Source organism: Candidatus Methylopumilus turicensis (assembly GCF_000953015.1).
GTDB classification, from domain to species: domain Bacteria; phylum Pseudomonadota; class Gammaproteobacteria; order Burkholderiales; family Methylophilaceae; genus Methylopumilus_A; species Methylopumilus_A turicensis.
This window is the reverse complement of sequence record NZ_LN794158.1, coordinates 79,627-100,472: the sequence shown is the minus strand read 5'-3', so window position 1 is coordinate 100,472 and position 20,846 is coordinate 79,627. Positions and strand designations below refer to the sequence as shown.

The following is a 20,846-nucleotide window of genomic DNA, read 5'->3' as shown; positions in this document are numbered from 1 at the left end:
CTCATCTTAAAAAGCGAATACAGGTGTCCAGCGATATCGTTCTGACGCTATATTCCAATCATCAGAACCAATCGCTTCCACTTGTAAAGGTTTGGGTAGCTTTGTTTGATCGAGACGCACTTTTATCGCGGCAACATATGCGTCCCCTTTTTTGAGTAATTTTTTATCCACAACTGGCCATGGTTTAATTTTTGAAAACTCGTCTTTGGCTTGTTGCAGGTTTGCAAATGATTGTTGATGATTGTTGCGATTGACTAAATATTGTCGTGAAAGTGCGTGATAACTTATCGTCAAATACTGCGTTTGAGTAACAATTTCATCATCAAACCAATAACGACGAGGTGAGCTTAATTGAAACTCAACGAGAAATGTAAGTGGTACGCCTTTATTTAACGCGTCTTCAATGACGGAACTAAAACTGATATCAAAATCAGCAATCAATGTGTAGGCTTCTTCGACTGGAAGCAACTCTGCACTTTTAATATGAATGGCGCTACCTGCCGCATTCGCTAACTGGCTAAAAGCCAATGTTAACGCAATAATGACGAGGCAAACATGTGCGTAAAGACGCTTAGTGCTTCTGTAGTAACGCATAAAATAAACCATCATGCTGGGCACCCGGTTTTAGTTGTCCATCGTTTAAAGTCAAGCCTGAAATTGGTTCATTTAAAGGCAATTGCTCCGCATCTGCATGCAACTTCAAAAAACTATCAATTTGCCGCTGATTTTCTTCTTGAAACACTGAGCAAGTCACGTAAAGCAATTTACCACCCTTTGCTAATAGCTGCCACAAAGATGGCAATATCTGCGCTTGCTGTCTAGTGAATGAAGCAATATCGGCCTCGCGACGTAACCATTTAATATCCACATGACGTCGCACAATGCCTGAAGCCGTACACGGGACATCCGCCAAAATACGATCGAATGGCTTGCCATCCCACCAGTCTGCTGACTTGCCTGCATCCCCAACCAGCAAAGTCGCTTTCAGTTTTAAACGCTCAAGATTACTTTGAGTCCGTGCGATACGCGTTTCATCATTATCCACTGCGACTAAATCGACATCTGCCAACTCTAAAATTTGGCCTGTTTTACCCCCTGGAGCGCAACAAGCATCTAAAACACGTTGCCCACTTTGTAAATCCAGCGCATAACCAGCGACTTGTGCTGCGTAATCCTGTACCGAAGCTTCGCCATCTGCAAAGCCTGGGATAAGATCAACAGGAATAGGCTTTTCCAACATTACTGCATTCGCACCAAGCGCTTGGGAGGCAATCCCTTCCGCACTGAGTTTGGCGATAAAATCAGCAGATGAAATTTGTCGCTGATTGACACGTAATATCATCGGCGGATGCTGATTTCCAGCTTCCAGCATTTCCTGCCAATTGTTTGGATATTGGTATCTCAGCTTAGTAATCCACCAAGCTGGGTAAGAGTATTTCGCGAATTCGTCATCTTGAATATTCGTCAACAATTCGGCTTGTTGACGTAGAAAGTTACGTAACACGCCATTGACCAAACCTTTTGCCCACGTTTTTTTAGACTGCGAAGCAGCCTTGACCGCTTGATCGACCACCGTATGCGAAGCCGCTTTGTCGTATTGCAGCTGATAGACTGCAACCAACAACAAGCACTGTAAACGTGCGTCATCCAACGGTTTTTGCAAAAGCTGATCCAACAAAGACTGTATTGCACCGTAGAACCGCAAAGTGCCATAACTCAAATCTTGAGCAACTGCACGTTGCTGAGGTGTGATATTTGAATATCTAGAAAATAAGCCGTCTAGTACGACGCCTAAATTGCGGCCCGCAAAAACTTGTCCAATTGCCTCTGCGGCAATTTGTTGTGAGATATGCACGTGTTATTTGACCAATCTCATCGAAATATAAAAAATAAACTTACTCAAAATGTTGTCCCACTTTCAGGTTCTGCCCAGCAATAAAATCTTTAGCTTTCAATCGTTTCCCGCCAGGAAGTTGCAACTCCTCAACAATGAGCGCGCCTTGCCCACAAGCAACTTGAATATTGGTGCCAACATCCAAAATAGTGCCAGGTTTTACATGACTAACAACATCAGATTGTGTCGCCATCCAAATACGACAAACCTCACCATTCAATATGGCATGGGCAACAGGAAACGGATTAAATGCACGCACTTGCCGTGAAATTAAATCGGCAGATTGAGTCCAATCAATGCTCGCCTCCGCTTTTTGCAATTTGGCCGCATAAGTCACTAAAGACTCATCTTGAATTGTCGCTGGCAAATTGCCAGTTTCAGCAAGCTGTTGCATAGCATCGACCATTAAATCTGCTCCCATATGGGCAAGGTCATCATGCAAAGATTGAGAAGTATCGCGTTCGCTAATGGGCAGCACACCTTTAGAAACCATGGCGCCGGCATCAAGTGCTGGCACTACTTCCATAATGGTAACCCCCGTTTCAGCATCGCCTGCTAACAAGGCGCGATGAATTGGTGCGGCACCACGCCAACGTGGCAATAATGAAGCATGAATGTTATAGCAACCCAATCGCGGCATTTGCAAAACGTTAGTTGGGATAATTAAGCCATAAGCAGCGACAATCATCACATCCGCTTTCACCGCCTCAATCCGCGCTTGCGCATCAACATCTTTCAATGTTTCAGGCTGAAAAACCGCTATTGCGTGTTGCAAAGCGAGTTCTTTAACAGGACTAGCCTTCAGCTTCATCCCTCGCCCAGAAGGGCGGTCTGGCTGAGTAAGCACTAGCACTACATCATGTCCAGCTTTAATAAGCGCCGCTAAAGCTGGGACAGCAAAATCCGGCGTCCCTGCGAAAATAATCTTGAGTGGCTTCATGTTATCGACCGCGCTGCATTTTCTGCATTTTGGTTTTAATGCGATTCTGTTTAAGCGGAGACAAATATTGGACAAAGACCTTCCCAAGCAAATGGTCCATTTCATGTTGAATACATACAGCCATCAAGCCGTCGGCTTCCATCACAAAAGGCGTCCCATTTCTATCCAAGGCCTCAATCACTACGGCCTCTGCACGCGTGACGTTTTCATAAACACCAGGAACAGATAAACAACCCTCTTCATATTCTTGCGAGCCCGTCTTAGCCTTAATTTTAGGATTGATAAATACCTGCAGCTTATTTTTAGATTCGCTGATATCAATGACGATAATTTGTTGGTGCACATTCACCTGAGTCGCAGCCAAACCGATGCCTGGCGCTTCGTACATGGTTTCAGCCATGTCATCGATCAAACGCTGGATTTTTGTGTCCACTTGCACCACCGGCTTTGCAACCGTATATAAACGTGCATCTGGATAATTAAGTATGTCTAATATTGCCATCTGAATTCATTGCCATAAAAACTTGATTGTTATACAAATTAAATGCAGAATCTAATACAGCTTCACCGCTTCTCAACTGAAACTTAACGCCGTTTACAAAGCCCATATGATTCTTCGCTCTATTATAACCCTGCTTATGTTTTGTTGTTTAACTGCGCATGCGGCAAATAGCATGATTGAACTTCAAGATAACCACTCAGATCGCTATGTCGTCACTGAAGGTGACACCTCATGGGGAATTTCTGCTAAGTTTCTCAAGGATCCATGGCGATGGCCGCATTTATGGGAAATTAATAAACCATCGATCAACTCAAAACGCATTAAACTACCCAATGAGCGGATAGGCTTGTTGATTGTGTTAAGTGCGTTTGAACGTATTTCTTACGCATAATTGTACAATCCACCAAACCCATCAGAAATGATGACTTAGTAGAAGCCCCCCAATAAAAAAGCTCAAAATGACCATTCAAGAAAACAAAGAAAATTCTTTATGGATATGCTTACAGAACATTCATGGCCTTGGTGGCCAGGGGATCTGTAAGCTACTTCAGCAGTTTGGTTCTCCAGAAAATATTTTTAACGCCTCACATCAAGCCCTCCAGCAAGTGGTTTCGGAAGATGTCGCCAGCTCAATTAAGCAAGGCACTAATCTAGATGAAGCGGCATCAGTATTGGCTTGGCTAGAAAAAGAAAATAACCATCTTATTACACTTGCTGAGACGCATTATCCTCAAGCACTTTTAGAAATTCCCGACCCCCCGCCCGTGCTTTATGCCAAAGGTGATTTAAGCTGCTTAACGATGCCGACCATCGCGATGGTCGGCAGTAGAAACGCTTCTGTGCAGGGTGAAAAAAATGCTGAAGACTTTGCATATGCATTAAGCGAACAAGGGTTTTGCATTGTCAGTGGCATGGCACTTGGCATCGACGGAGCTGCACATCGGGGCGCACTAAAAAATAAGCAAGGGAGAACGATTGCAGTAGTTGGCACTGGCTTAGACATCGTTTATCCCGCTAAGCACCGCGAACTCGCGCACAAAATTGTCGGCCAAGGCTTGATCATCTCAGAATTTCCAATTGGCACACCCTCTCGCCCACAAAACTTTCCAAGGCGGAATCGCATTATTAGCGGCCTAAGTTTGGGGTGTTTAGTGGTGGAAGCGAACACGCAAAGCGGCTCACTCATTACTGCAAAATTTGCTGCTGACCAAGGTCGCGAGGTATTTGCAATCCCTGGCTCCATTCATTCTCCAATGTCCAAAGGCTGTCACGAGCTCATTAAACAAGGTGCAAAATTAGTCGATTGCATTCAAGACATCACAAACGAATTGGCGCCACATCTCGCACACCTCATTAGCCCAGCTTCGGAAAAACCTGAAAGCTCAGAATACACGGCCTTGCTTGACTTAATGGGATTTGACCCCATTAATATGGAAGCACTCATTGCGCTGACCAACTTGACGAGTGAAGGCCTTTCGGCCACACTACTCGTGCTGGAGTTGGAAAATAAAATAGCTTCTCTACCAGGAGGTCGTTATCAGCGTATCGGCTAACTGAATAAATTTGACCATATAAATTTGATAGGAGAATCTATGTTTGAAGTCTTGGTTTATATGTTCGAAAACTACGTCGAGGCAAATATTCAGCCTGACCATAACACCCTTGCTCAAGAGTTATTTGAAGCAGGCTTTGACAGCTCCGATATCAATGGTGCATTCGATTGGTTTAGTTCCTTAGAGTCAATGGCTGATGAGGCAGGAAACGCACCAAGCGGCCTTACTCAATCAACGCGCATTTATAGTGATGTTGAAACCGAAAAAATTGACGTTGAAGGCTTAAGCTTTTTGATGTTTTTGATGCAAGCGAATGTCATCAATCACGCATTGCATGAAGTCATTATGGATCGTGCCATGGCGCTTTCACAAGAACATGTCGGCTTAGATGAAATCCGCTGGACTGCATTAATGGCACTCCGCAAACAAGGCCGCACGGACGATTTTTTGTTTGTTGAAGATGCCGTTTTCGGTGATGATAGCCCAACGTTTCATTAGCCGTTCATCATTTTTTCTCAATAAAAAAGCCTAGATTGCGTCTAGGCTTTTTTATTTTATAAAGCAACACTTCTAGATTAGCTAGCTAAGATTATTGCACCAAGGATTATTTCACCAAGGATTACTTTATCAAGCCCAGTCTTTCAGCGATGATACTAATAGTACTCGATTGATTTAATGTATAAAAATGAAGCCCTGGCGCACCACCTGCCATCAGTTTTCCACATAAATCCGTCACAACATCTAAGCCAAGTGCACGAAGTGAAACCATATCATCGCCGTAATCCTCCAGGCGTAATCTTAACCAGCGTGGAATCTCTGCGCCGCATACGTTAGAAAAACGTGCTAACTGCGTATAGTTGTAAATAGGCATGACACCTGGGACGATTGGAATTTCAATCCCCATTTTCTGGCATTGCTCAACAAATTGAAAATAGGCATCTGCATTATAGAAGTATTGCGTAATTGCTGCGTTAGCACCGGCGTCTACTTTGGTCTTAAAGTGTTTTAAGTCGGCATTAGCCGAGCGTGCTTCAGGATGTGTTTCAGGATAAGCCGCCACCTCAATTTGAAACCAGTCATCCGTTTTTTTGCGTATGAATGCGACCAGCTGGCTGGCGTAAGCAAAGTCACCGCTACTCACCTCTCCTGAAGGTAAATCACCACGCAAGACGACAAGGCGCCAATGCCATGACTCTGGTAAGTCTTAAGGAGACTTAATATTTCTTCTTTAGATGAAGAAATGCCTGAAATATGAGGCGCCGCCTCAAACCCTTCAGCTTGAATTTCAAGCACTGCATCCATCGTGCGATCACGCGTTGAACCACCAGCACCAAAAGTCACTGATAAGAACTTCGGATTAAGTCGCGCTAACTGCTTTCGCGTTTCACGAAGCTTTAATACGCCCTCTTCCGTTTTTGGCGGAAAAAACTCAACACTAATTTCAGGTTTCATAAATGCTTTCTTCTCTTACAATTTCTATTATTAAGACATTAGCAGGTCGACGAGCGACCTGCTAATGTCTTAATTAATAGCGGTAAGTATCAGGCTTGAATGGGCCGTTTTGTGAAACACCGATATAAGCTGCTTGTTCGTCTGATAAACGCGTTAGCTGAGCATTCAGTTTTTTCAATTGCAATACTGCAACCTTTTCATCCAAATGCTTAGGCAACGTATAAACGCCGACTGGGTATTTTTCAGTGTTACAAAACAATTCGATCTGTGCGATCGTTTGATTTGCAAAAGATGAGCTCATCACATAGCTTGGGTGACCAGTTCCGCAACCCAAGTTAACTAGACGGCCTTTTGCTAACAAAATAATCTTTTTGCCATCAGGGAAAATCACATGGTCAACTTGTGGTTTGATTTCGTCCCACTCATACTTTTCGATTGAAACAACATCAATTTCGTTATCGAAGTGACCGATGTTACATACAATGGCTTGGTCCTTCATTTTCATCATATGGTCGTGACTAATCACGTGATAATTACCTGTTGCTGTGACAAAAATATCAGCATGCTCACAAGCATAGTCCATTGTCACTACACGATAACCTTCCATCGCCGCCTGCAACGCGCAGATTGGATCAATTTCTGTTACCCAAACCTGCGCTGATAAAGCACGCAAAGCCTGTGCTGAACCTTTACCTACATCGCCGTAACCTGCAACCACTGCAATTTTTCCTGCAATCATGACGTCTGTTGCACGCTTGATTGCATCAACCAATGATTCGCGGCAACCATACAAATTGTCAAATTTTGATTTTGTCACAGAGTCATTCACGTTAATTGCTGGGAAAGCTAGACGGCCTTCTTTGTGCATTTGATATAAGCGATGAACACCTGTTGTTGTCTCTTCTGTCACACCTTTAATTTCAGCAAGACGTGTTGAGTACCAAGTTGGGTCTGTTTTAAGCTTTTCTTTGATGGCGTTAAACAAACATACTTCTTCTTCGCTACCAGGATTGTTCAGCAAAGAAATATCTTTTTCAGCATTCGTACCAAGATGTAACAACAAAGTAGCATCGCCACCATCATCCAAAATCATGTTCGAATAGCCACCATCAGTCCATTCAAAAATGCGATGTGTGTAATCCCAGTACTCTTCTAATGTTTCGCCTTTAATTGCAAACACTGCGGTGCCGCCAGCAGCAATCGCAGCAGCAGCATGATCTTGCGTTGAATAAATATTGCATGATGCCCAACGCACTTCCGCACCCAAATCCTTGAGTGTTTCAATCAACACCGCAGTTTGGATAGTCATGTGCAATGAACCAGTAATACGTGCGCCTTTTAGCGGCTGCGCTTTTGAAAACTCTTCGCGAATCGCCATCAAACCAGGCATTTCAGTTTCAGCAATCGCAATTTCTTTGCGGCCAAAACCAGCTAAATTAATATCAGCAACTACATAATCTTTAATATCAGTCACAGTATTCATGTTTTTTCCTTGAATGGTGTGACCGGAGGGAATGCGGAAAATTTGGAGTTGCTTGAAAAACTAGAAGTGATGCCACTTGAAGTTCTAACACTCTCACCCGTATCCCGTGCCCGGCACGGTTAATATGGTGAGCGCCGTTAAAACATTTTCCGAGCCTGGGAGTTTTTCTCTCGCAGCGCTCCTCGGAATGTCGGCTATTATACGCAAATATTGTTTTTACACAAATTCAACACATTAGCCTTAATTAGTGTTTTCAAAATACCTGAATGAAGACACAAAAAAGCCCCAATCAGTTCATGATTGAGGCTTTAAATTTCAAAAAAAGATAATCAAATAGAAGCTTTGAGCGCTGCCGCCTTATCAATCGCTTCCCAAGAGAACTCAGTTTCGTCACGACCGAAGTGGCCGTAAGCCGCTGTCTTTGTGTAAATCGGACGGAGCAGATTAAGCATCTTCACAATGCCTTTAGGACGTAGGTCAAAGTGTTCGCGCACAAGCGCTGTCAGCACCTCATTTGATACCTTACCTGTACCGTAAGTCTCGACCATGATAGAAGTAGGCTGTGCCACCCCAATTGCGTAAGAGATTTGCACTAGGCAGCGTGAAGCCAATCCTGCTGCAACGATATTCTTAGCCACATAACGACCTGCATAAGCGGCTGAACGGTCTACTTTAGAAGGGTCTTTACCAGAGAATGCACCACCACCATGAGGGGCTGCACCGCCGTAAGTGTCGACAATAATCTTACGACCAGTTAAACCGCAATCGCCTTGTGGGCCGCCAATCACAAAGCGACCGGTTGGGTTCACTAAGAACTTAATATCACCCTTGATGAGTTCTTTAGGCAATGTTGGTTTGATGATCTCTTCAATCACCGCTTCACGGATGTCTTTTAATTCCATCTCAGGCGCGTGCTGTGTTGAAACAACCACAGTATCAATGGCACTGGGTTTGCCGTTTTCATATTTAATCGTCACTTGAGATTTCGCATCAGGACGAAGCCATGGCAAACGGCCATCTTTACGGAGTTGAGATTGACGTTCCATGATCCGGTGCGATAGCCAGATTGGTAATGGCATCATTTGTGGTGTTTCATCACACGCATAACCAAACATTAAACCTTGGTCACCAGCACCTTGGTCTAGTGGATCATCTTCTGCCTTATCCACACCTTGAGCAATATCAGGAGACTGTTTGTCATAAGCAACCAATACAGCACAGCCTTTATAGTCGATGCCATATTCTGTGTTGTCGTAACCAATGCGTTTAATCGTCTCACGAGCAACCTTGATGTAATCAACGTTCGCTGTTGTGGTGATCTCACCTGCAAGCACAATCAAACCAGTGTTCGCTAAGGTCTCTGCTGCCACACGTGCAGTTGGATCTTGCTCTAAAATCGCATCTAAAATACTGTCAGACACCTGATCAGCAAGTTTATCTGGATGGCCCTCAGAAACAGATTCTGAGGTAAATAAATATTCGGACATAATGAATTATCAATAAATTTTACAAAGATGACTAGGATAGCAAAATAAGCCTCATTCGCAAAATGACGACTACCTTCGCCTGAAACAATCCCATACAATATGGGTAATTATTCAGGTAGCTTGATCAATTAAATATGCATATATCATTCACAAAAATGCAGGGAATAGGCAATGACTTTGTTGTCATTGATGCTTATAGCCAAGCGATTGAATTGACCTCAGATCAAATTCGCCAACTTGCTGATCGGCATTTTGGGATTGGATGTGACCAATTACTATTGGTTGAAAAACCAACAAACCCTAGCGCAGATTTTCGTTATCGCATTTTTAATGCAGACGGCGGTGAAGTTGAACAGTGCGGGAACGGTGCACGCTGTTTTGTTCGCTTTGTTCACGACAAAAAACTGACTACCAAAACGCAGATTACGGTTGAAACAGCGAACGGACTCATTTACCCAACCCTTGAGGATAATGGCTTGGTCACCGTCAATATGGGGGCGCCTCAATTTGAGCCCAGTCAAATTCCTTTTATTGCTGATGCCAATGCAATCACCTATCAACTCAATGTCGCAGATACCGAAGTTGAAATTTCCACCGTTTCAATGGGCAATCCACATGCAGTTCAAATCGTTGAAGACATTAATACAGCCCCAGTTAGCGTGCATGGCCCCATCATAGAAAATCATCCGAGATTCCCACAGCGTGTGAATGCAGGATTTATGCAAATCATTCATCCACACGAAATTCGTCTGCGGGTCTTTGAACGTGGTGCAGGTGAAACATTGGCGTGTGGCACAGGCGCATGTGCTGCAGCGGTCGCTGGGATAAATTTAGGTAAATTACAATCACCAGTCAAGGTCATGATGCGGGGCGGCAATCTCAACATTTGCTGGAATGGTGGCAACAGCCCTGTCATGATGACAGGGCCGGCAGTCCATGTATTTTCAGGCGAAATTACTATTTAATTTAACACCTACCGCTGGAATGTAACGATGGAAAATCAAGAAAATAATCCAATGATCAACGAAGCAGATGTTGCCCAATACTTACAAAGCAATCCGCTTTTTTTCTCAAACCATGCTGGCATACTTGCCACAATGTACTTGCCCAACCCGCATGGTAGCGGAACAGTATCACTTGCAGAGCGTCAACAAGTCGCCCAGCGCGACAAAATCCGTCAAATTGAACGAAAATATAACGAACTTCTGCAATTTGGTATCGACAATGAAGAAAAGAGCAATAAAGTTCACAAGCTAACCTTGTCATTATTAGTAGCAACTCACCTAGCCGAAGTAATCGATACTCTCAATACTAGCCTCAAAAATGACTTTGATATTTCGAACACAAAAATCATTCTTTGGACTGAGCCAAAACGGACTGAGGACGCAAATCATGCAGCATTTGATGAAGTGGATGATATTTCAAAAGCATGGGCGGAAGGTTTAATTGAACCCTATTGTGGTGCATTTCCTAATGAGAACCTTGCAGGCATGATGAAGAACAACGAAGCGAAATCTTACGCCATCACTCTATTAGAAATTGGCACGCCTGTCGGCATGTTAATCTTGGCATCAAATGACGAAAATCGCTTCTATCCAGACATGGGCACCTTGTTTGTAAAGCGGATCGGCGAGCTTTTCAGCGCTGCGCTTAGCCAGCATCTCGCTTAATGTTGAGCCGGTCGCTCGAAGGCAACTTGGATTGAATTACTTAGAAGCTTATCTCAACCACATCACCTTCGAGCGAGGCCTCAGTAAGCTGACGCAAAACAATTACACAAGGGATATCAAATTACTCATTGATGCAAGTGCAGATCACTTACCCCCATTAGATGCATTAAAACCAGCGCACATTCGACAGCTCATTGCCAAATTACACGGCCGTGGACTGGGCGGAAAAAGCATTGCTCGGATGCTCTCTGCGTGGCGAGGATTTTTTGATTATCTCGTCAAACAACATCAATTCAGCAGCAATCCTTGCATCGGCATGCGCGCTCCAAAATCTGCAAAAAGCCTCCCTCAAGCGCTTTCAGCTGATCAAGCAGTGCAATTAGTTGATATTAAGTCAGATGATTTACTGAGCTTACGTGACCATGCAATCCTGGAGCTTTTTTACTCCTCAGGACTGCGTTTAGCTGAGTTAGTTGGGCTGGATTTTAATACCTTAGATCTAGCCAATGGCACTATTACGGTGACCGGCAAAGGCAATAAAACCCGCATCGTTCCAGTGGGGAGCCACGCTGTGCATGCGATTAAAACTTGGCTAACGGCGAGAGCCGCAATTTCAAAGGCAGACCAACCCGCTCTATTTATTACAAAACAAGGCAATCGCATTAGCCCACGTGCAATTCAATATCGCTTAAAAGAATGGGCGGTTAAACAGGGAATTAATAGCGATGTGCATCCCCATATGCTCCGACATAGCTTCGCAACGCATGTTTTGCAATCAAGCGGTGACTTGCGCGCCGTGCAAGAAATGCTGGGTCATGCAAATATCAGCACCACTCAAGTCTACACTCACCTTGATTTTCAGCATCTTGCTAAAGTGTATGATCAAGCGCACCCGCGGGCCAAGAAGAAATAATCACTTACCCATAACTAGAGCATTGTTTTTTATCTTTCACTAATGTGGCAAAATCGAATTTCAAAATTTTTTGCCAACCCTTACTAAGGAATTTTCATGGAACATCAATTACCAGCGCTACCTTATGCGAAAGATGCGCTCGCTCCACACATTTCAGAGGAAACGTTTGATTTTCACTACGGCAAACACCACCAAACGTATGTAACCAACCTCAATAACTTAATCAAAGGATCTGAGTTTGAAAATAGCAGCCTTGAGGAAATCGTAAAAAAATCTTCAGCTGGCATTTACAATAATTCAGCACAAGTTTGGAACCACACATTTTTCTGGAATTGTATGAAACCCAACGGCGGTGCTGCTCCAGTTGGCGCGTTGGCTGATGCAATCAATGCAAAATGGGGTTCATTTGATGAATTTAAGAAAGCTTTCCAAGCTTCAGCAGTGGGTAATTTTGGTTCAGGCTGGACGTGGTTAGTTAAAAAAGCTGACGGCTCTGTCGATATCGTTAACATGGGTCCAGCTGGCACACCACTCACAACAGGTGACACAGCACTGTTGACCATCGATGTTTGGGAACATGCTTATTACATTGACTACCGCAATGCACGTGCAAAATTTGTAGAAGTGTTCTTGGCATCACTTGCTAACTGGGACTTTGCTTCAGCAAATTTCAGCGCTTAAATTACGTATTTAGCATCAAGCCCAGCCTACTTTGTTAGCTGGGCTTTTTTAATGCTGAAACGAAACAGTGATCATGGACAAATCCTTAAAGAATCGATTACTAAAAGCAGTTAATCTGGCGCAAGCAGGAGAATGGGCTGCGTCACACGTTATCGTACAGGACGAGCAACACGCCTATGCTTGTTGGATACATGCGGTGCTCCACAAAATTGAAGGGGACAAAAACAACAGTCAATACTGGTACGCCCGTTGCCAGGTGCGTTTTGAGGATTACCCGGATGCCATGCAAGAACTTAACACCATTCAAGATTTTTTAATCTGATACAATTTAATGATGATTCGTCGTTATTTTATTTATTTTACTTTTGCCTTGCTGTTCGCATTGACACAGCAAGCAGCTGTTACGCATGAGATATCTCATATTTCAGACGTGCAACAAAACACGCAAAAACAAGATAAGACAACACATCTTAGCTTTTGTGAAAAATGTGTGAGCTTTGGCGAATTGGCCAACAGCATTACATGCAAATCATTTGCAATCGAACTTTCTGCTTTTAACTGTGACCAAACTGCGCATCTTATCCTTCAGGACTTCAGCAATACCTATGCTGTTTATTCTGCCCGCGCTCCCCCATTGCACGTTTAATTAAATCGCTCTAACGCAAATATGCGTTTTATTTTCTCTCTTGATTCAGGAGAGGAATGCTGTTTATTTTTAAAGGTGGCACGATGAAAACCAAGCAATCTTTGATCTCTTTTGTTGGCTTGATAGCCATGCAAGCGACATCATTCAATCCAGCTCAAGCGGCTGAAAGCACTTCAATTAAAGCGCCCTCAGTGCCAATCACCGGCAATCCGCTTGGCGCTGGCTCAGACCAATTAGTTGTTCCCGTGTATGTATTAAGTGGTCGGGAATTATCCATTACGCGTGAATCAACCATAGGCGAAACCCTTACTGGCACACCCGGGGTCAGCTCTAGCTATTTTGGTCCGAATGCTTCACGCCCAATTATCCGTGGCATGGATGGGGATCGCGTAAGAATCATGCAAAATGGCGTGGGTGCGCTTGATGCATCTTCTCTCAGCCCAGACCATGCTGTTGCAATCGACCCTTTAATTGCAGAGCAAATTGAAGTCATTCGCGGACCCGCTACCGTACTTTATGGTGCAGGTGCGATTGGCGGCGTGGTGAACGTGATCGATCACCGCATTCCCAAAGAGCCACTGAATGGTGTCATGGGTCGTGGAGAAACAAGATTCGGTGGTGCAGACAATGAGCGAAGTGGTGCAGCTGTCATTGATGTCGGCAATGGCACATTTGCCATTCACGCCGATGTTTACACACGAAAAACAGATGACTTAAGCATTCCAAGCAGTGCGCAAAACAAACTCATCGGCTCCGGAAGAGCCGAGCATGTCAATAAGGGCAAACTTGCCAATAGTGCGGCAAAGTCAGACGGAGGTGCTTTTGGTGCATCATTAACGTTTGATAAAGGACATGTCGGCGTCTCATATTCAGAATCTAATAACTTTTATGGCACTGTCGCTGAACCCAGTGTAAAAGTGCATATGAAAAGTAAGCGCTGGGACTTTTCATCAGAAGCACATCATCTTGAAAGCTTTATAGAGCGGGTTAAATTCCGCATGGCGTTCACGGATTATAAACATCAAGAAATTGACGATGGGACGATTGGCACTACATTCTTAAACAAAGGTGTGGAGAGTACGCTTGAAGCAGGCCATGCCAAAATAGGTAATTTATCTGGGGTAATTGGTCTACAAACCCAAAACACTAGATTCTCAGCTTTAGGCGATGAAGCTTTTGTGCCATCTACTCGCACATCTAGTCAGGGAGTTTATCTATACGAAGAGCTTCCAATTGATCGCTTAAAACTTTCTGTAGGTGGTCGGATTGATAAGACCACGGTCAAATCAGCTGGCGGTGGTGCTGATGATCAAAACACCTTACTTCCCAAATTTGGCGATGCAACATCGAAACAATTCACCCCAAAGAATCTTTCAGCTGGCGCTTTATTTAGTATTGATGAGCACTGGGGTATTGCGACAAACATTACCCATACAGAACGCGCCCCAACACAGAATGAACTGTTTTCAAATGGCGCGCACGTGGCAACCAATCAGTATGAAGTTGGTAATAAAAATTTAGCAGTTGAAAAAGCCAATGGTATAGACGCACAAATTCGCTGGAAATCTCAGAAACACAGCTTCAACATAAGCGCCTTTTACACAAAATTTGATAATTTTATTAATGTTTACAATACGGGCATCATCAATGAAGGCCTTAAAGAAGCCAATACTATTGGTGTGCCAGCAACTTTTACAGGAATGGAAGCACAAGGTAAATTTCGTATTTATGAAGGGATTGGCGACTTAGATCTTAATGTACGCGGAGATTATGTCAGAGCCACAAACGAAATCACTGATACCCCGCTTTCTAGAATTGCACCAATGAGAATTGGCACAGGTCTTGATTATCAATTTGCCGGATTTGCATCGAAAGTTGATGTTCTGCATGGTTTCAAACAAGATAGGGTTGCCACGAATGAGTTAGCGACTGATGGCTACACACTTGTTAACGCAACCATTAGCTACCGCCTTAAAACCGCACTTCATCTCGAAGCCTTTGCAAAGGCGCGGAATTTATTAGATGAAGATATTCGAGACCACAGTTCGTTCTTGAAGGAAATCGCCCCGATGGGCGGTCGCTCAGTTTTGTTTGGCTTACGCGGTGAATTTTAGTGGGGGTTTTGCCTGATACTCAGGTGCAGTGTTTCTGCGCTTGCGCTATCATGAACACTCTAGATAATTTTCTATTAAAGAGATGAATATGGCACGTACAGTTAATTGCATCAAATTAGGTAAAGAAGCAGATGGTATGGACTTCCCTCCATACCCGGGCCCATTAGGCCTGAAGATTTTTGAAAGCGTTTCTAAGGAAGCTTGGGCGGCATGGCTCAAACAACAAACCATGTTGGTGAACGAAAATCGTTTAAGTCTTGCAGATGCGCAAGCGCGTCAGTATCTCAAAGAGCAAACGGAAGCTTACTTCTTTGGTGATGGTGCTGACAAAGCCAGTGGCTATATTCCACCACAAGCTTGATCATCCAGCCAAATCGCTTTTTTGTCATAAAATCGTCATCATAGACGCATACAGTTTAGGATTATTTTGTCGCGTGCCATCAAATTGAACTCTGAACACTTCGTCAATCGTGAACTTGGCTTACTAGCCTTTAATAAACGCGTACTTGCTCAAGCAGAAGACGAGCGAGTGCCTTTGTTAGAACGCCTAAAATTTCTGTGTATTTTTAGCAGTAACATGGATGAGTTTTTTGAAGTCCGCGTGGCAGGCATTAAAGACCAAATCAAATATAACGATCAGCAAACAGGCCCAGATGGTCTTCTGCCCAAACAAGCCTTCGCAAAAATCAGTGCTGAAGCCCACATCCTGGTTGATCATCAGTACAAAATTCTCAATGAAGTTGTGCTACCTAAACTTGCAGAAGAAAACATTCACTTTCTCAGAAGAACAAGCTGGAATGATGCGCAGCGCCTATGGATTAGAGAGTTCTTTTTTAGAGAGTTGATGCCTATTCTGACTCCCATTGGACTTGATCCGGCACATCCCTTTCCAAGAGTACTCAATAAGAGTTTAAATTTTGCAGTGGAGCTAGATGGCAAAGATGCATTCGGGCGTAATTCTGGCATCGCCATTGTTCAAGCGCCCAGAGCGCTCCCACGAGTCATTCGCTTACCCCCTGAAATCGCTCAATGTGACCATGGCTTTGTATTTTTATCGTCTATTTTGCATGCCCATGTGAACGAGCTTTTTTCAGGCATGACCGTTAAAGGGTGTTATCAATTCCGAGTGACTCGTGATAGTGAATTAACACTGGATGATGAAGAGACAAAAGACTTAAAGATTGCATTACAAGGTGAGTTATCTCATCGTCAATTCGGTGACGGGGTAAGGCTTGAAGTGGCCGACAATTGCCCTGCTGAAATGTCACATTTTCTACTTGGTCAATTTGGCTTACATAAAGAAGATTTATATCAAGTAAACGGCATTGTTAATCTCGTCCGTTTGATGCAAATTCCAGACTTGGTAGACAAACCTGCCCTCAAATATCCGCCATACACGGCCTCAAAAGCCAAAGAACTCGTTAAAGAGTCCGATGTGTTTAAAGCGATACGTAAACAAGATATTTTAGTGCATCATCCATTTCAGTCATTTAATGCCGTGACGGACTTCATTACGCAAGCAGCTGAAGATCCAAACGTGTTAGCAATCAAACAAACCTTTTACCGCACCAGCGCAGATTCCACTTTAATGAAATCACTGATTGAAGCGGCTAAACGCGGCAAAGAGGTGACGGTTGTTGTGGAGCTTTTTGCGCGATTTGACGAAGAAGCGAATATCAATTGGGCAGCAAAGCTTGAAGATGCAGGCGCGCATGTTGTTTATGGTGTTGTTGGTCACAAAACCCATGCCAAAATGGCCATGGTGATTCGCAGGGAAGATGGCATCTTGCGCCGCTACGCTCATCTTGCCACTGGCAACTATCACCAACGTACCGCAAAACTTTATACCGACTTTGGTCTATTTACTTGTAACGAGCAAATCTGTGCTGACGTCAATGATGTGTTTGCCCAGCTTACCGGTCTGGGTAAATCTAATAAACTTAATCATCTATGGCAGTCTCCATTCACACTCCATAGCAACTTAATTAAAGCGATTCACAAAGAAACTGAGCTTGCGAAGTCGGGCAAGAAAGCACGCATCATTGCCAAAATGAACGCCTTATTGGAAAGCGATGTGATTAGAGCACTGTATGAGGCCTCTTGTGCTGGCGTCGAAATTGACTTATTGGTGCGCGGTGTATGTGCCCTTAAGCCAGGTGTGCTGGGCGTTTCTGAAAATATTAGGGTACGCTCTGTGGTTGGGCGCTACTTAGAACATACGCGTATCTTTTACTTCCTCAATGAAGGAGAGGAGAACGTGTATTTATCAAGTGCCGATTGGATGTATCGCAATTTCTTTAAACGTATCGAAGTCTGCTTTCCAATTTTGGATCCCAAAGCTAAAAAACGTGTGATTCAAGAAGGCTTAGATATCTATCTAAAAGACAATGTGAATGCTTGGGAAATGATGCCTGATAGCACGTATCAACTGGCACATAAACGCGGCCTGCAAAATTCAGCGCAACAGTCTTTGATGCAACTATATGGCCAGGATTTACCAGTTCAAGAAGCGCTCAAGAGTTAAGCGAGCGACAAGGTAATATTGATTTCTTTCCAATAAATGACCTCACTCGCTAGTTCAGCATCCGTCAGAGGATTCTTTGCTAGCCATCCGGGCTCCACATCCAATCCGAAGCCTGCTTTATGCCAAGCCAAATTAAGTTCAGGCGGCGTGATATCTAAACGATTGCGATGAAACAAAACGGCCAGCCTAAAAATCATCATCAACACAGTGTGATGATCAAATAGGGATGGTGAAGCCATCTTTGTCATTGATCTTCGCTGTGCTCGGACCAAGAAACCTAGAATCTCTTGCTCCATTTTTGAGAATCCAGGCATATCGGCATTTTCAATAATATAAGCCGAATGCTTGTGGTATCCACCATGGGCAATAGAAACTCCAATTTCGTGTAACTTAGCTGCCCAAACCAAATATTGCTTGGCTACTTGAGTATCCATGCTTAACTTGTGTGCCACCTGCGAGAGCAGGACTAACGCTAACGATTGAACACGCTTTACTTGATCGCGGTCTACATGATATCGACGCATAAAACTATTGACCGTCGCATCACGCGTATCATCATGCTGCATACGACCAAGCAATTCATAAAGCACGCCTTCTCTTAATGCACTATTCGCAACAGTTAGCTTATCAATGCTCAATCCCTCAAACGCAGCGATCATGATGGCTAAGCCACCAGAGATGACTGAGGAGCGATCGACACTGAGTCGTCCGTTAAGTTGTATTTTTTTCACATCCTTAGCGCGAATCAACAGCTGACGCAATTGATACAAGCCCTCTATCGTCACGGCCCCATCTGTCAGACCATTCAGTCTAAGGACTTCGCCAAGCGTGCGAGCAGTTCCAGAGGAGCCGACGGCTTCTTGCCAATGTTTAGATTTAAAGTTTTTGGAAATTGTTTGGATTTCTGTGGCTGCTGCAATTTGAGCACGCTCAAATGCTTCCTCCGTTATTTTTCCATCGGCAAAATATTTGAGGCTATAGCTGACACAGCCCATGTAGAGACTTTCCATCTCTAATGGTTCTAAGCCTTCGCCAATAATGAATTCGGTTGAGCCGCCCCCGATATCAATCACGAGGCGCTTGTGCTCAGCTTTAGGAAGGCTGTGGCTAACCCCTACAAAAATCATTCGAGCCTCTTCACGCCCTGCAATAATTTCTATCGGAAAACCAAGTGCTTCTTGAGCTGCTTTTAAAAGCTGAGGGGCATTTTTGGCGACACGAAATGTGTTTGTTGCTACCGCACGGACCGCTTGTGGAGGCAAACCGCGCAATCGCTCACCAAAACGATTGAGGCATTCAATTGCACGGTTCAGGGCTTCATCACTCAGGACTTTGTCATCACCTAACCCTGCACCAAGCCTGACGACTTCGCGCAAGGAATCGTGGAAAATCAGGTGATCATCAACCACCCTTGCAAGCTGCAACCTGAAGCTATTAGAGCCTAAATCAACTGCAGCAATTTCAGAGAAAGTTGGTTTACTATTGACCAAGACCAACCTTTATTTTTAACACAACAACAAAAAAATTATGGTGCGAGTGTTTCGCGCTCCATCTCATCAACAGAGGTGTGGCGAACATCCTTACCCTTGACCATGTAAACAACGTATTCTGCAATATTTTTGGCATGGTCACCGATACGCTCAATCGCTTTAGCCACAAACAACACTTCTAATGACATTGAAATTGTACGTGGGTCTTCCAACATAAAGGTGATTAATTGTCGCATCGCCGCGCGGAATTGTTCATCCACTTGTTCATCTTGACGAGCAACCTCAACTGTTCTTGTCACATCTAAACGTGCGAACGCATCCAATGCCGTACGGAGCATTTCACGCACTAGAGTCACCATTGTTTTAATTTCATTAAAACGTGGCTTGTACATCCGATCTGACTCATAAATCTTCTGAGCAACGCGCGCAATTTTTGTCGCTTCATCACCAATACGTTCAAGATCCGTGATTGTCTTAACGACCATCATAATCATCCGTAAATCACTTGCTGCTGGCTGGCGACGCGCAATGATATGACTGCAGTCTTCATCCACTTGAACTTCCAACGCATTCACGCGTTGGTCAGTCTCCATCACTTCCGCTGCTAACTTTGGATTCACGCTGATAAGTGACTCTAACGCGTTTACAATTTGTTGCTCAACCAAGCCGCCCATTTGCAGGACTTTTGCGCGCACAGCTTCAAGTTCAGCATCGAACTGCTTATAGGTGTGTTCAGTTTGCATCCGAAATATCCTTATTAAAAATGAATAGCAAAAGCATTAAATGGGAAAGCATAGACTATGTTTATGACAGTTTGATGTCATTTTGATGTATAAGTTTTAACACCTTGCGCAGTTGCGAGCAGCAGGACATTTGCTGGGCGCGCCGCAAACAAACCATTGGTCACCACACCCACGATTTGATTGATTTTCGCTTCCATTTCAATTGGGTTGCTAATCGTTAATCCGTGCACATCTAAAATCATGTTGCCGTTATCTGTTGTGAAATCACGCAATTTTGGCTGTCCACCCAGCTTCACTAACTCACGAGCCACATAGCTACGCGCCATTGGTAACACTTCTACAGGCAAAGGAAATTTACCGAGTACTGGGACATATTTGCTCTCATCGCAAATACAGATAAAGCTTTTTGCACAAGCTGCCACGATTTTCTCGCGCGTTAACGCACCACCACCACCTTTAAGCATGTGAAGATGTTCAGTAATTTCATCCGCACCATCTACATAAATTTCCATGCCATCAACCGCATTCAAATCAAACACTTCGATACCATGCGCACGCAAACGCTGCGCAGTTGCTTCTGAGCTAGCGACAGCCCCGTCAATTTTTGATTTTACTTTTGCAAGCTCATCAATGAAAAAGTTAGCTGTTGAGCCTGTGCCCACACCGATAATGCCACCTTTTACATACTCGACCGCCGCTTTTGCGACTTGTTGTTTTAATTCGTCTTGCGTTGTCATGTTCTTTTATCCTTCAA

21 protein-coding genes, 1 pseudogene and 1 riboswitch are annotated in these 20,846 nt (G+C 44.0%); of the genes and pseudogenes, 12 read left to right on the top strand and 10 right to left on the bottom strand.

Annotated elements, in window-relative coordinates; all coding sequences use genetic code 11:
* Nucleotides 1-6: 6 nt before the first annotated feature.
* The 4 genes from BN1209_RS00560 to def are packed head-to-tail and all read right to left on the bottom strand — an operon-like array spanning nucleotide 7 to nucleotide 3,336.
* A complete protein-coding gene (locus BN1209_RS00560) occupies nucleotides 7-594 on the bottom strand; it encodes a DUF4390 domain-containing protein (RefSeq protein ID WP_045751863.1) in 588 nt (195 codons plus the stop codon).
* Nucleotides 572-1,855, bottom strand: a complete 1,284-nt coding sequence (gene rsmB / locus BN1209_RS00555; RefSeq protein WP_045750488.1) for a 16S rRNA (cytosine(967)-C(5))-methyltransferase RsmB — start codon at nucleotides 1,853-1,855, stop codon at nucleotides 572-574. The genes BN1209_RS00560 and rsmB overlap by 23 nt, the downstream gene beginning before the upstream one ends.
* Before the next feature lie 40 nt (nucleotides 1,856-1,895).
* Nucleotides 1,896-2,834 (bottom strand): methionyl-tRNA formyltransferase, encoded by a 939-nt coding sequence (gene fmt, locus BN1209_RS00550; RefSeq protein ID WP_045750487.1) that lies wholly within the window; start codon nucleotides 2,832-2,834, stop codon nucleotides 1,896-1,898.
* Between the two features lies 1 nt (nucleotide 2,835).
* Nucleotides 2,836-3,336, bottom strand: coding sequence for a peptide deformylase (gene def / locus BN1209_RS00545; RefSeq protein WP_045750486.1), 501 nt, complete (start codon nucleotides 3,334-3,336; stop codon nucleotides 2,836-2,838).
* 172 nt (nucleotides 3,337-3,508) lie between these two features.
* Here def and BN1209_RS00540 point away from each other — a divergent pair, with 172 nt between their 5' ends.
* The 3 genes from BN1209_RS00540 (at nucleotide 3,509) to BN1209_RS00530 (ending at nucleotide 5,387) form a co-directional block, all read left to right on the top strand.
* Nucleotides 3,509-3,727: a LysM peptidoglycan-binding domain-containing protein gene (locus BN1209_RS00540; protein WP_231855134.1), complete on the top strand. Its 219-nt coding sequence runs from the start codon at nucleotides 3,509-3,511 to the stop codon at nucleotides 3,725-3,727.
* 67 nt (nucleotides 3,728-3,794) lie between these two features.
* A complete protein-coding gene (gene dprA, locus BN1209_RS00535; RefSeq protein ID WP_045750484.1) occupies nucleotides 3,795-4,889 on the top strand; it encodes a DNA-processing protein DprA in 1,095 nt (364 codons plus the stop codon).
* A 39-nt stretch (nucleotides 4,890-4,928) separates the two neighbouring features.
* Nucleotides 4,929-5,387, top strand: a complete 459-nt coding sequence (locus BN1209_RS00530; protein ID WP_045750483.1) for a Smg family protein — start codon at nucleotides 4,929-4,931, stop codon at nucleotides 5,385-5,387.
* A gap of 121 nt (nucleotides 5,388-5,508) precedes the next feature.
* On the opposite strand, the pseudogene metF reads toward BN1209_RS00530, so the two are convergent.
* The 3 genes and pseudogenes from metF to metK form a co-directional block, all read right to left on the bottom strand.
* A pseudogene (gene metF, locus BN1209_RS00525) lies at nucleotides 5,509-6,341 on the bottom strand (methylenetetrahydrofolate reductase [NAD(P)H]).
* 73 nt (nucleotides 6,342-6,414) lie between these two features.
* The gene (gene ahcY / locus BN1209_RS00520) at nucleotides 6,415-7,824 is read right to left on the bottom strand and encodes an adenosylhomocysteinase (RefSeq protein ID WP_045750482.1); all 1,410 of its coding nucleotides are present in this window, start codon (nucleotides 7,822-7,824) and stop codon (nucleotides 6,415-6,417) included.
* A 122-nt stretch (nucleotides 7,825-7,946) separates the two neighbouring features.
* Nucleotides 7,947-8,014, bottom strand: a riboswitch (S-adenosyl-L-homocysteine riboswitch).
* Nucleotides 8,015-8,153: 139 nt separating this feature from the next.
* The gene (gene metK / locus BN1209_RS00515) at nucleotides 8,154-9,311 is read right to left on the bottom strand and encodes a methionine adenosyltransferase (protein WP_045750481.1); all 1,158 of its coding nucleotides are present in this window, start codon (nucleotides 9,309-9,311) and stop codon (nucleotides 8,154-8,156) included.
* 134 nt (nucleotides 9,312-9,445) lie between these two features.
* Here metK and dapF point away from each other — a divergent pair, with 134 nt between their 5' ends.
* From dapF to ppk1, 9 genes are all read left to right on the top strand, one after another.
* The gene (gene dapF / locus BN1209_RS00510; RefSeq protein ID WP_045750480.1) at nucleotides 9,446-10,276 is read left to right on the top strand and encodes a diaminopimelate epimerase; all 831 of its coding nucleotides are present in this window, start codon (nucleotides 9,446-9,448) and stop codon (nucleotides 10,274-10,276) included.
* A gap of 27 nt (nucleotides 10,277-10,303) precedes the next feature.
* Nucleotides 10,304-10,981 carry a DUF484 family protein gene (locus tag BN1209_RS00505; protein ID WP_052661059.1) on the top strand — a complete coding sequence of 226 codons (678 nt, stop codon included), beginning with the start codon at nucleotides 10,304-10,306 and terminating at the stop codon, nucleotides 10,979-10,981.
* A gap of 31 nt (nucleotides 10,982-11,012) precedes the next feature.
* Complete coding sequence (gene xerC / locus BN1209_RS00500) at nucleotides 11,013-11,894, top strand: tyrosine recombinase XerC (protein ID WP_082048352.1); 882 nt, start codon at nucleotides 11,013-11,015, stop codon at nucleotides 11,892-11,894.
* A 96-nt stretch (nucleotides 11,895-11,990) separates the two neighbouring features.
* Entirely contained in the window at nucleotides 11,991-12,575 is a 585-nt protein-coding gene (locus tag BN1209_RS00495; protein WP_045750478.1) for a superoxide dismutase, read from the top strand.
* A gap of 73 nt (nucleotides 12,576-12,648) precedes the next feature.
* Nucleotides 12,649-12,897: a hypothetical protein gene (locus BN1209_RS00490; protein ID WP_045750477.1), complete on the top strand. Its 249-nt coding sequence runs from the start codon at nucleotides 12,649-12,651 to the stop codon at nucleotides 12,895-12,897.
* 9 nt (nucleotides 12,898-12,906) lie between these two features.
* A complete protein-coding gene (locus tag BN1209_RS00485; RefSeq protein WP_045750476.1) occupies nucleotides 12,907-13,221 on the top strand; it encodes a hypothetical protein in 315 nt (104 codons plus the stop codon).
* A gap of 83 nt (nucleotides 13,222-13,304) precedes the next feature.
* Nucleotides 13,305-15,335, top strand: coding sequence for a TonB-dependent receptor (locus BN1209_RS00480; RefSeq protein ID WP_045751861.1), 2,031 nt, complete (start codon nucleotides 13,305-13,307; stop codon nucleotides 15,333-15,335).
* Between the two features lie 88 nt (nucleotides 15,336-15,423).
* Nucleotides 15,424-15,696 (top strand): oxidative damage protection protein, encoded by a 273-nt coding sequence (locus tag BN1209_RS00475; RefSeq protein ID WP_045750475.1) that lies wholly within the window; start codon nucleotides 15,424-15,426, stop codon nucleotides 15,694-15,696.
* A 78-nt stretch (nucleotides 15,697-15,774) separates the two neighbouring features.
* Nucleotides 15,775-17,859, top strand: a complete 2,085-nt coding sequence (gene ppk1, locus BN1209_RS00470) for a polyphosphate kinase 1 (protein ID WP_045751860.1) — start codon at nucleotides 15,775-15,777, stop codon at nucleotides 17,857-17,859.
* Here the strand turns inward: ppk1 and ppx are convergent.
* The 3 genes from ppx to rpiA form a co-directional block, all read right to left on the bottom strand.
* Nucleotides 17,856-19,349: an exopolyphosphatase gene (gene ppx / locus BN1209_RS00465; RefSeq protein ID WP_045750474.1), complete on the bottom strand. Its 1,494-nt coding sequence runs from the start codon at nucleotides 19,347-19,349 to the stop codon at nucleotides 17,856-17,858. The genes ppk1 and ppx overlap by 4 nt on opposite strands.
* Nucleotides 19,350-19,384: 35 nt before the next feature.
* The gene (phoU, locus tag BN1209_RS00460; RefSeq protein WP_045750473.1) at nucleotides 19,385-20,092 is read right to left on the bottom strand and encodes a phosphate signaling complex protein PhoU; all 708 of its coding nucleotides are present in this window, start codon (nucleotides 20,090-20,092) and stop codon (nucleotides 19,385-19,387) included.
* 77 nt (nucleotides 20,093-20,169) lie between these two features.
* The gene (rpiA, locus tag BN1209_RS00455) at nucleotides 20,170-20,829 is read right to left on the bottom strand and encodes a ribose-5-phosphate isomerase RpiA (protein WP_045750472.1); all 660 of its coding nucleotides are present in this window, start codon (nucleotides 20,827-20,829) and stop codon (nucleotides 20,170-20,172) included.
* Nucleotides 20,830-20,846 lie beyond the last annotated feature (17 nt).

Coding starts and splice junctions, on each gene's coding strand:
- BN1209_RS00560 (WP_045751863.1), bottom strand. CDS start 594: ATGCGTTACTACAGAAGCACTAAGCGTCTTTACGCACATGTTTGCCTC.
- fmt (WP_045750487.1), bottom strand. CDS start 2,834: ATGAAGCCACTCAAGATTATTTTCGCAGGGACGCCGGATTTTGCTGTC.
- def (WP_045750486.1), bottom strand. CDS start 3,336: ATGGCAATATTAGACATACTTAATTATCCAGATGCACGTTTATATACG.
- BN1209_RS00540 (WP_231855134.1), top strand. CDS start 3,509: ATGATTGAACTTCAAGATAACCACTCAGATCGCTATGTCGTCACTGAA.
- dprA (WP_045750484.1), top strand. CDS start 3,795: ATGACCATTCAAGAAAACAAAGAAAATTCTTTATGGATATGCTTACAG.
- BN1209_RS00530 (WP_045750483.1), top strand. CDS start 4,929: ATGTTTGAAGTCTTGGTTTATATGTTCGAAAACTACGTCGAGGCAAAT.
- ahcY (WP_045750482.1), bottom strand. CDS start 7,824: ATGAATACTGTGACTGATATTAAAGATTATGTAGTTGCTGATATTAAT.
- metK (WP_045750481.1), bottom strand. CDS start 9,311: ATGTCCGAATATTTATTTACCTCAGAATCTGTTTCTGAGGGCCATCCA.
- dapF (WP_045750480.1), top strand. CDS start 9,446: ATGCATATATCATTCACAAAAATGCAGGGAATAGGCAATGACTTTGTT.
- BN1209_RS00505 (WP_052661059.1), top strand. CDS start 10,304: ATGGAAAATCAAGAAAATAATCCAATGATCAACGAAGCAGATGTTGCC.
- BN1209_RS00495 (WP_045750478.1), top strand. CDS start 11,991: ATGGAACATCAATTACCAGCGCTACCTTATGCGAAAGATGCGCTCGCT.
- BN1209_RS00490 (WP_045750477.1), top strand. CDS start 12,649: ATGGACAAATCCTTAAAGAATCGATTACTAAAAGCAGTTAATCTGGCG.
- BN1209_RS00485 (WP_045750476.1), top strand. CDS start 12,907: ATGATGATTCGTCGTTATTTTATTTATTTTACTTTTGCCTTGCTGTTC.
- BN1209_RS00480 (WP_045751861.1), top strand. CDS start 13,305: ATGAAAACCAAGCAATCTTTGATCTCTTTTGTTGGCTTGATAGCCATG.
- BN1209_RS00475 (WP_045750475.1), top strand. CDS start 15,424: ATGGCACGTACAGTTAATTGCATCAAATTAGGTAAAGAAGCAGATGGT.
- phoU (WP_045750473.1), bottom strand. CDS start 20,092: ATGCAAACTGAACACACCTATAAGCAGTTCGATGCTGAACTTGAAGCT.
- rpiA (WP_045750472.1), bottom strand. CDS start 20,829: ATGACAACGCAAGACGAATTAAAACAACAAGTCGCAAAAGCGGCGGTC.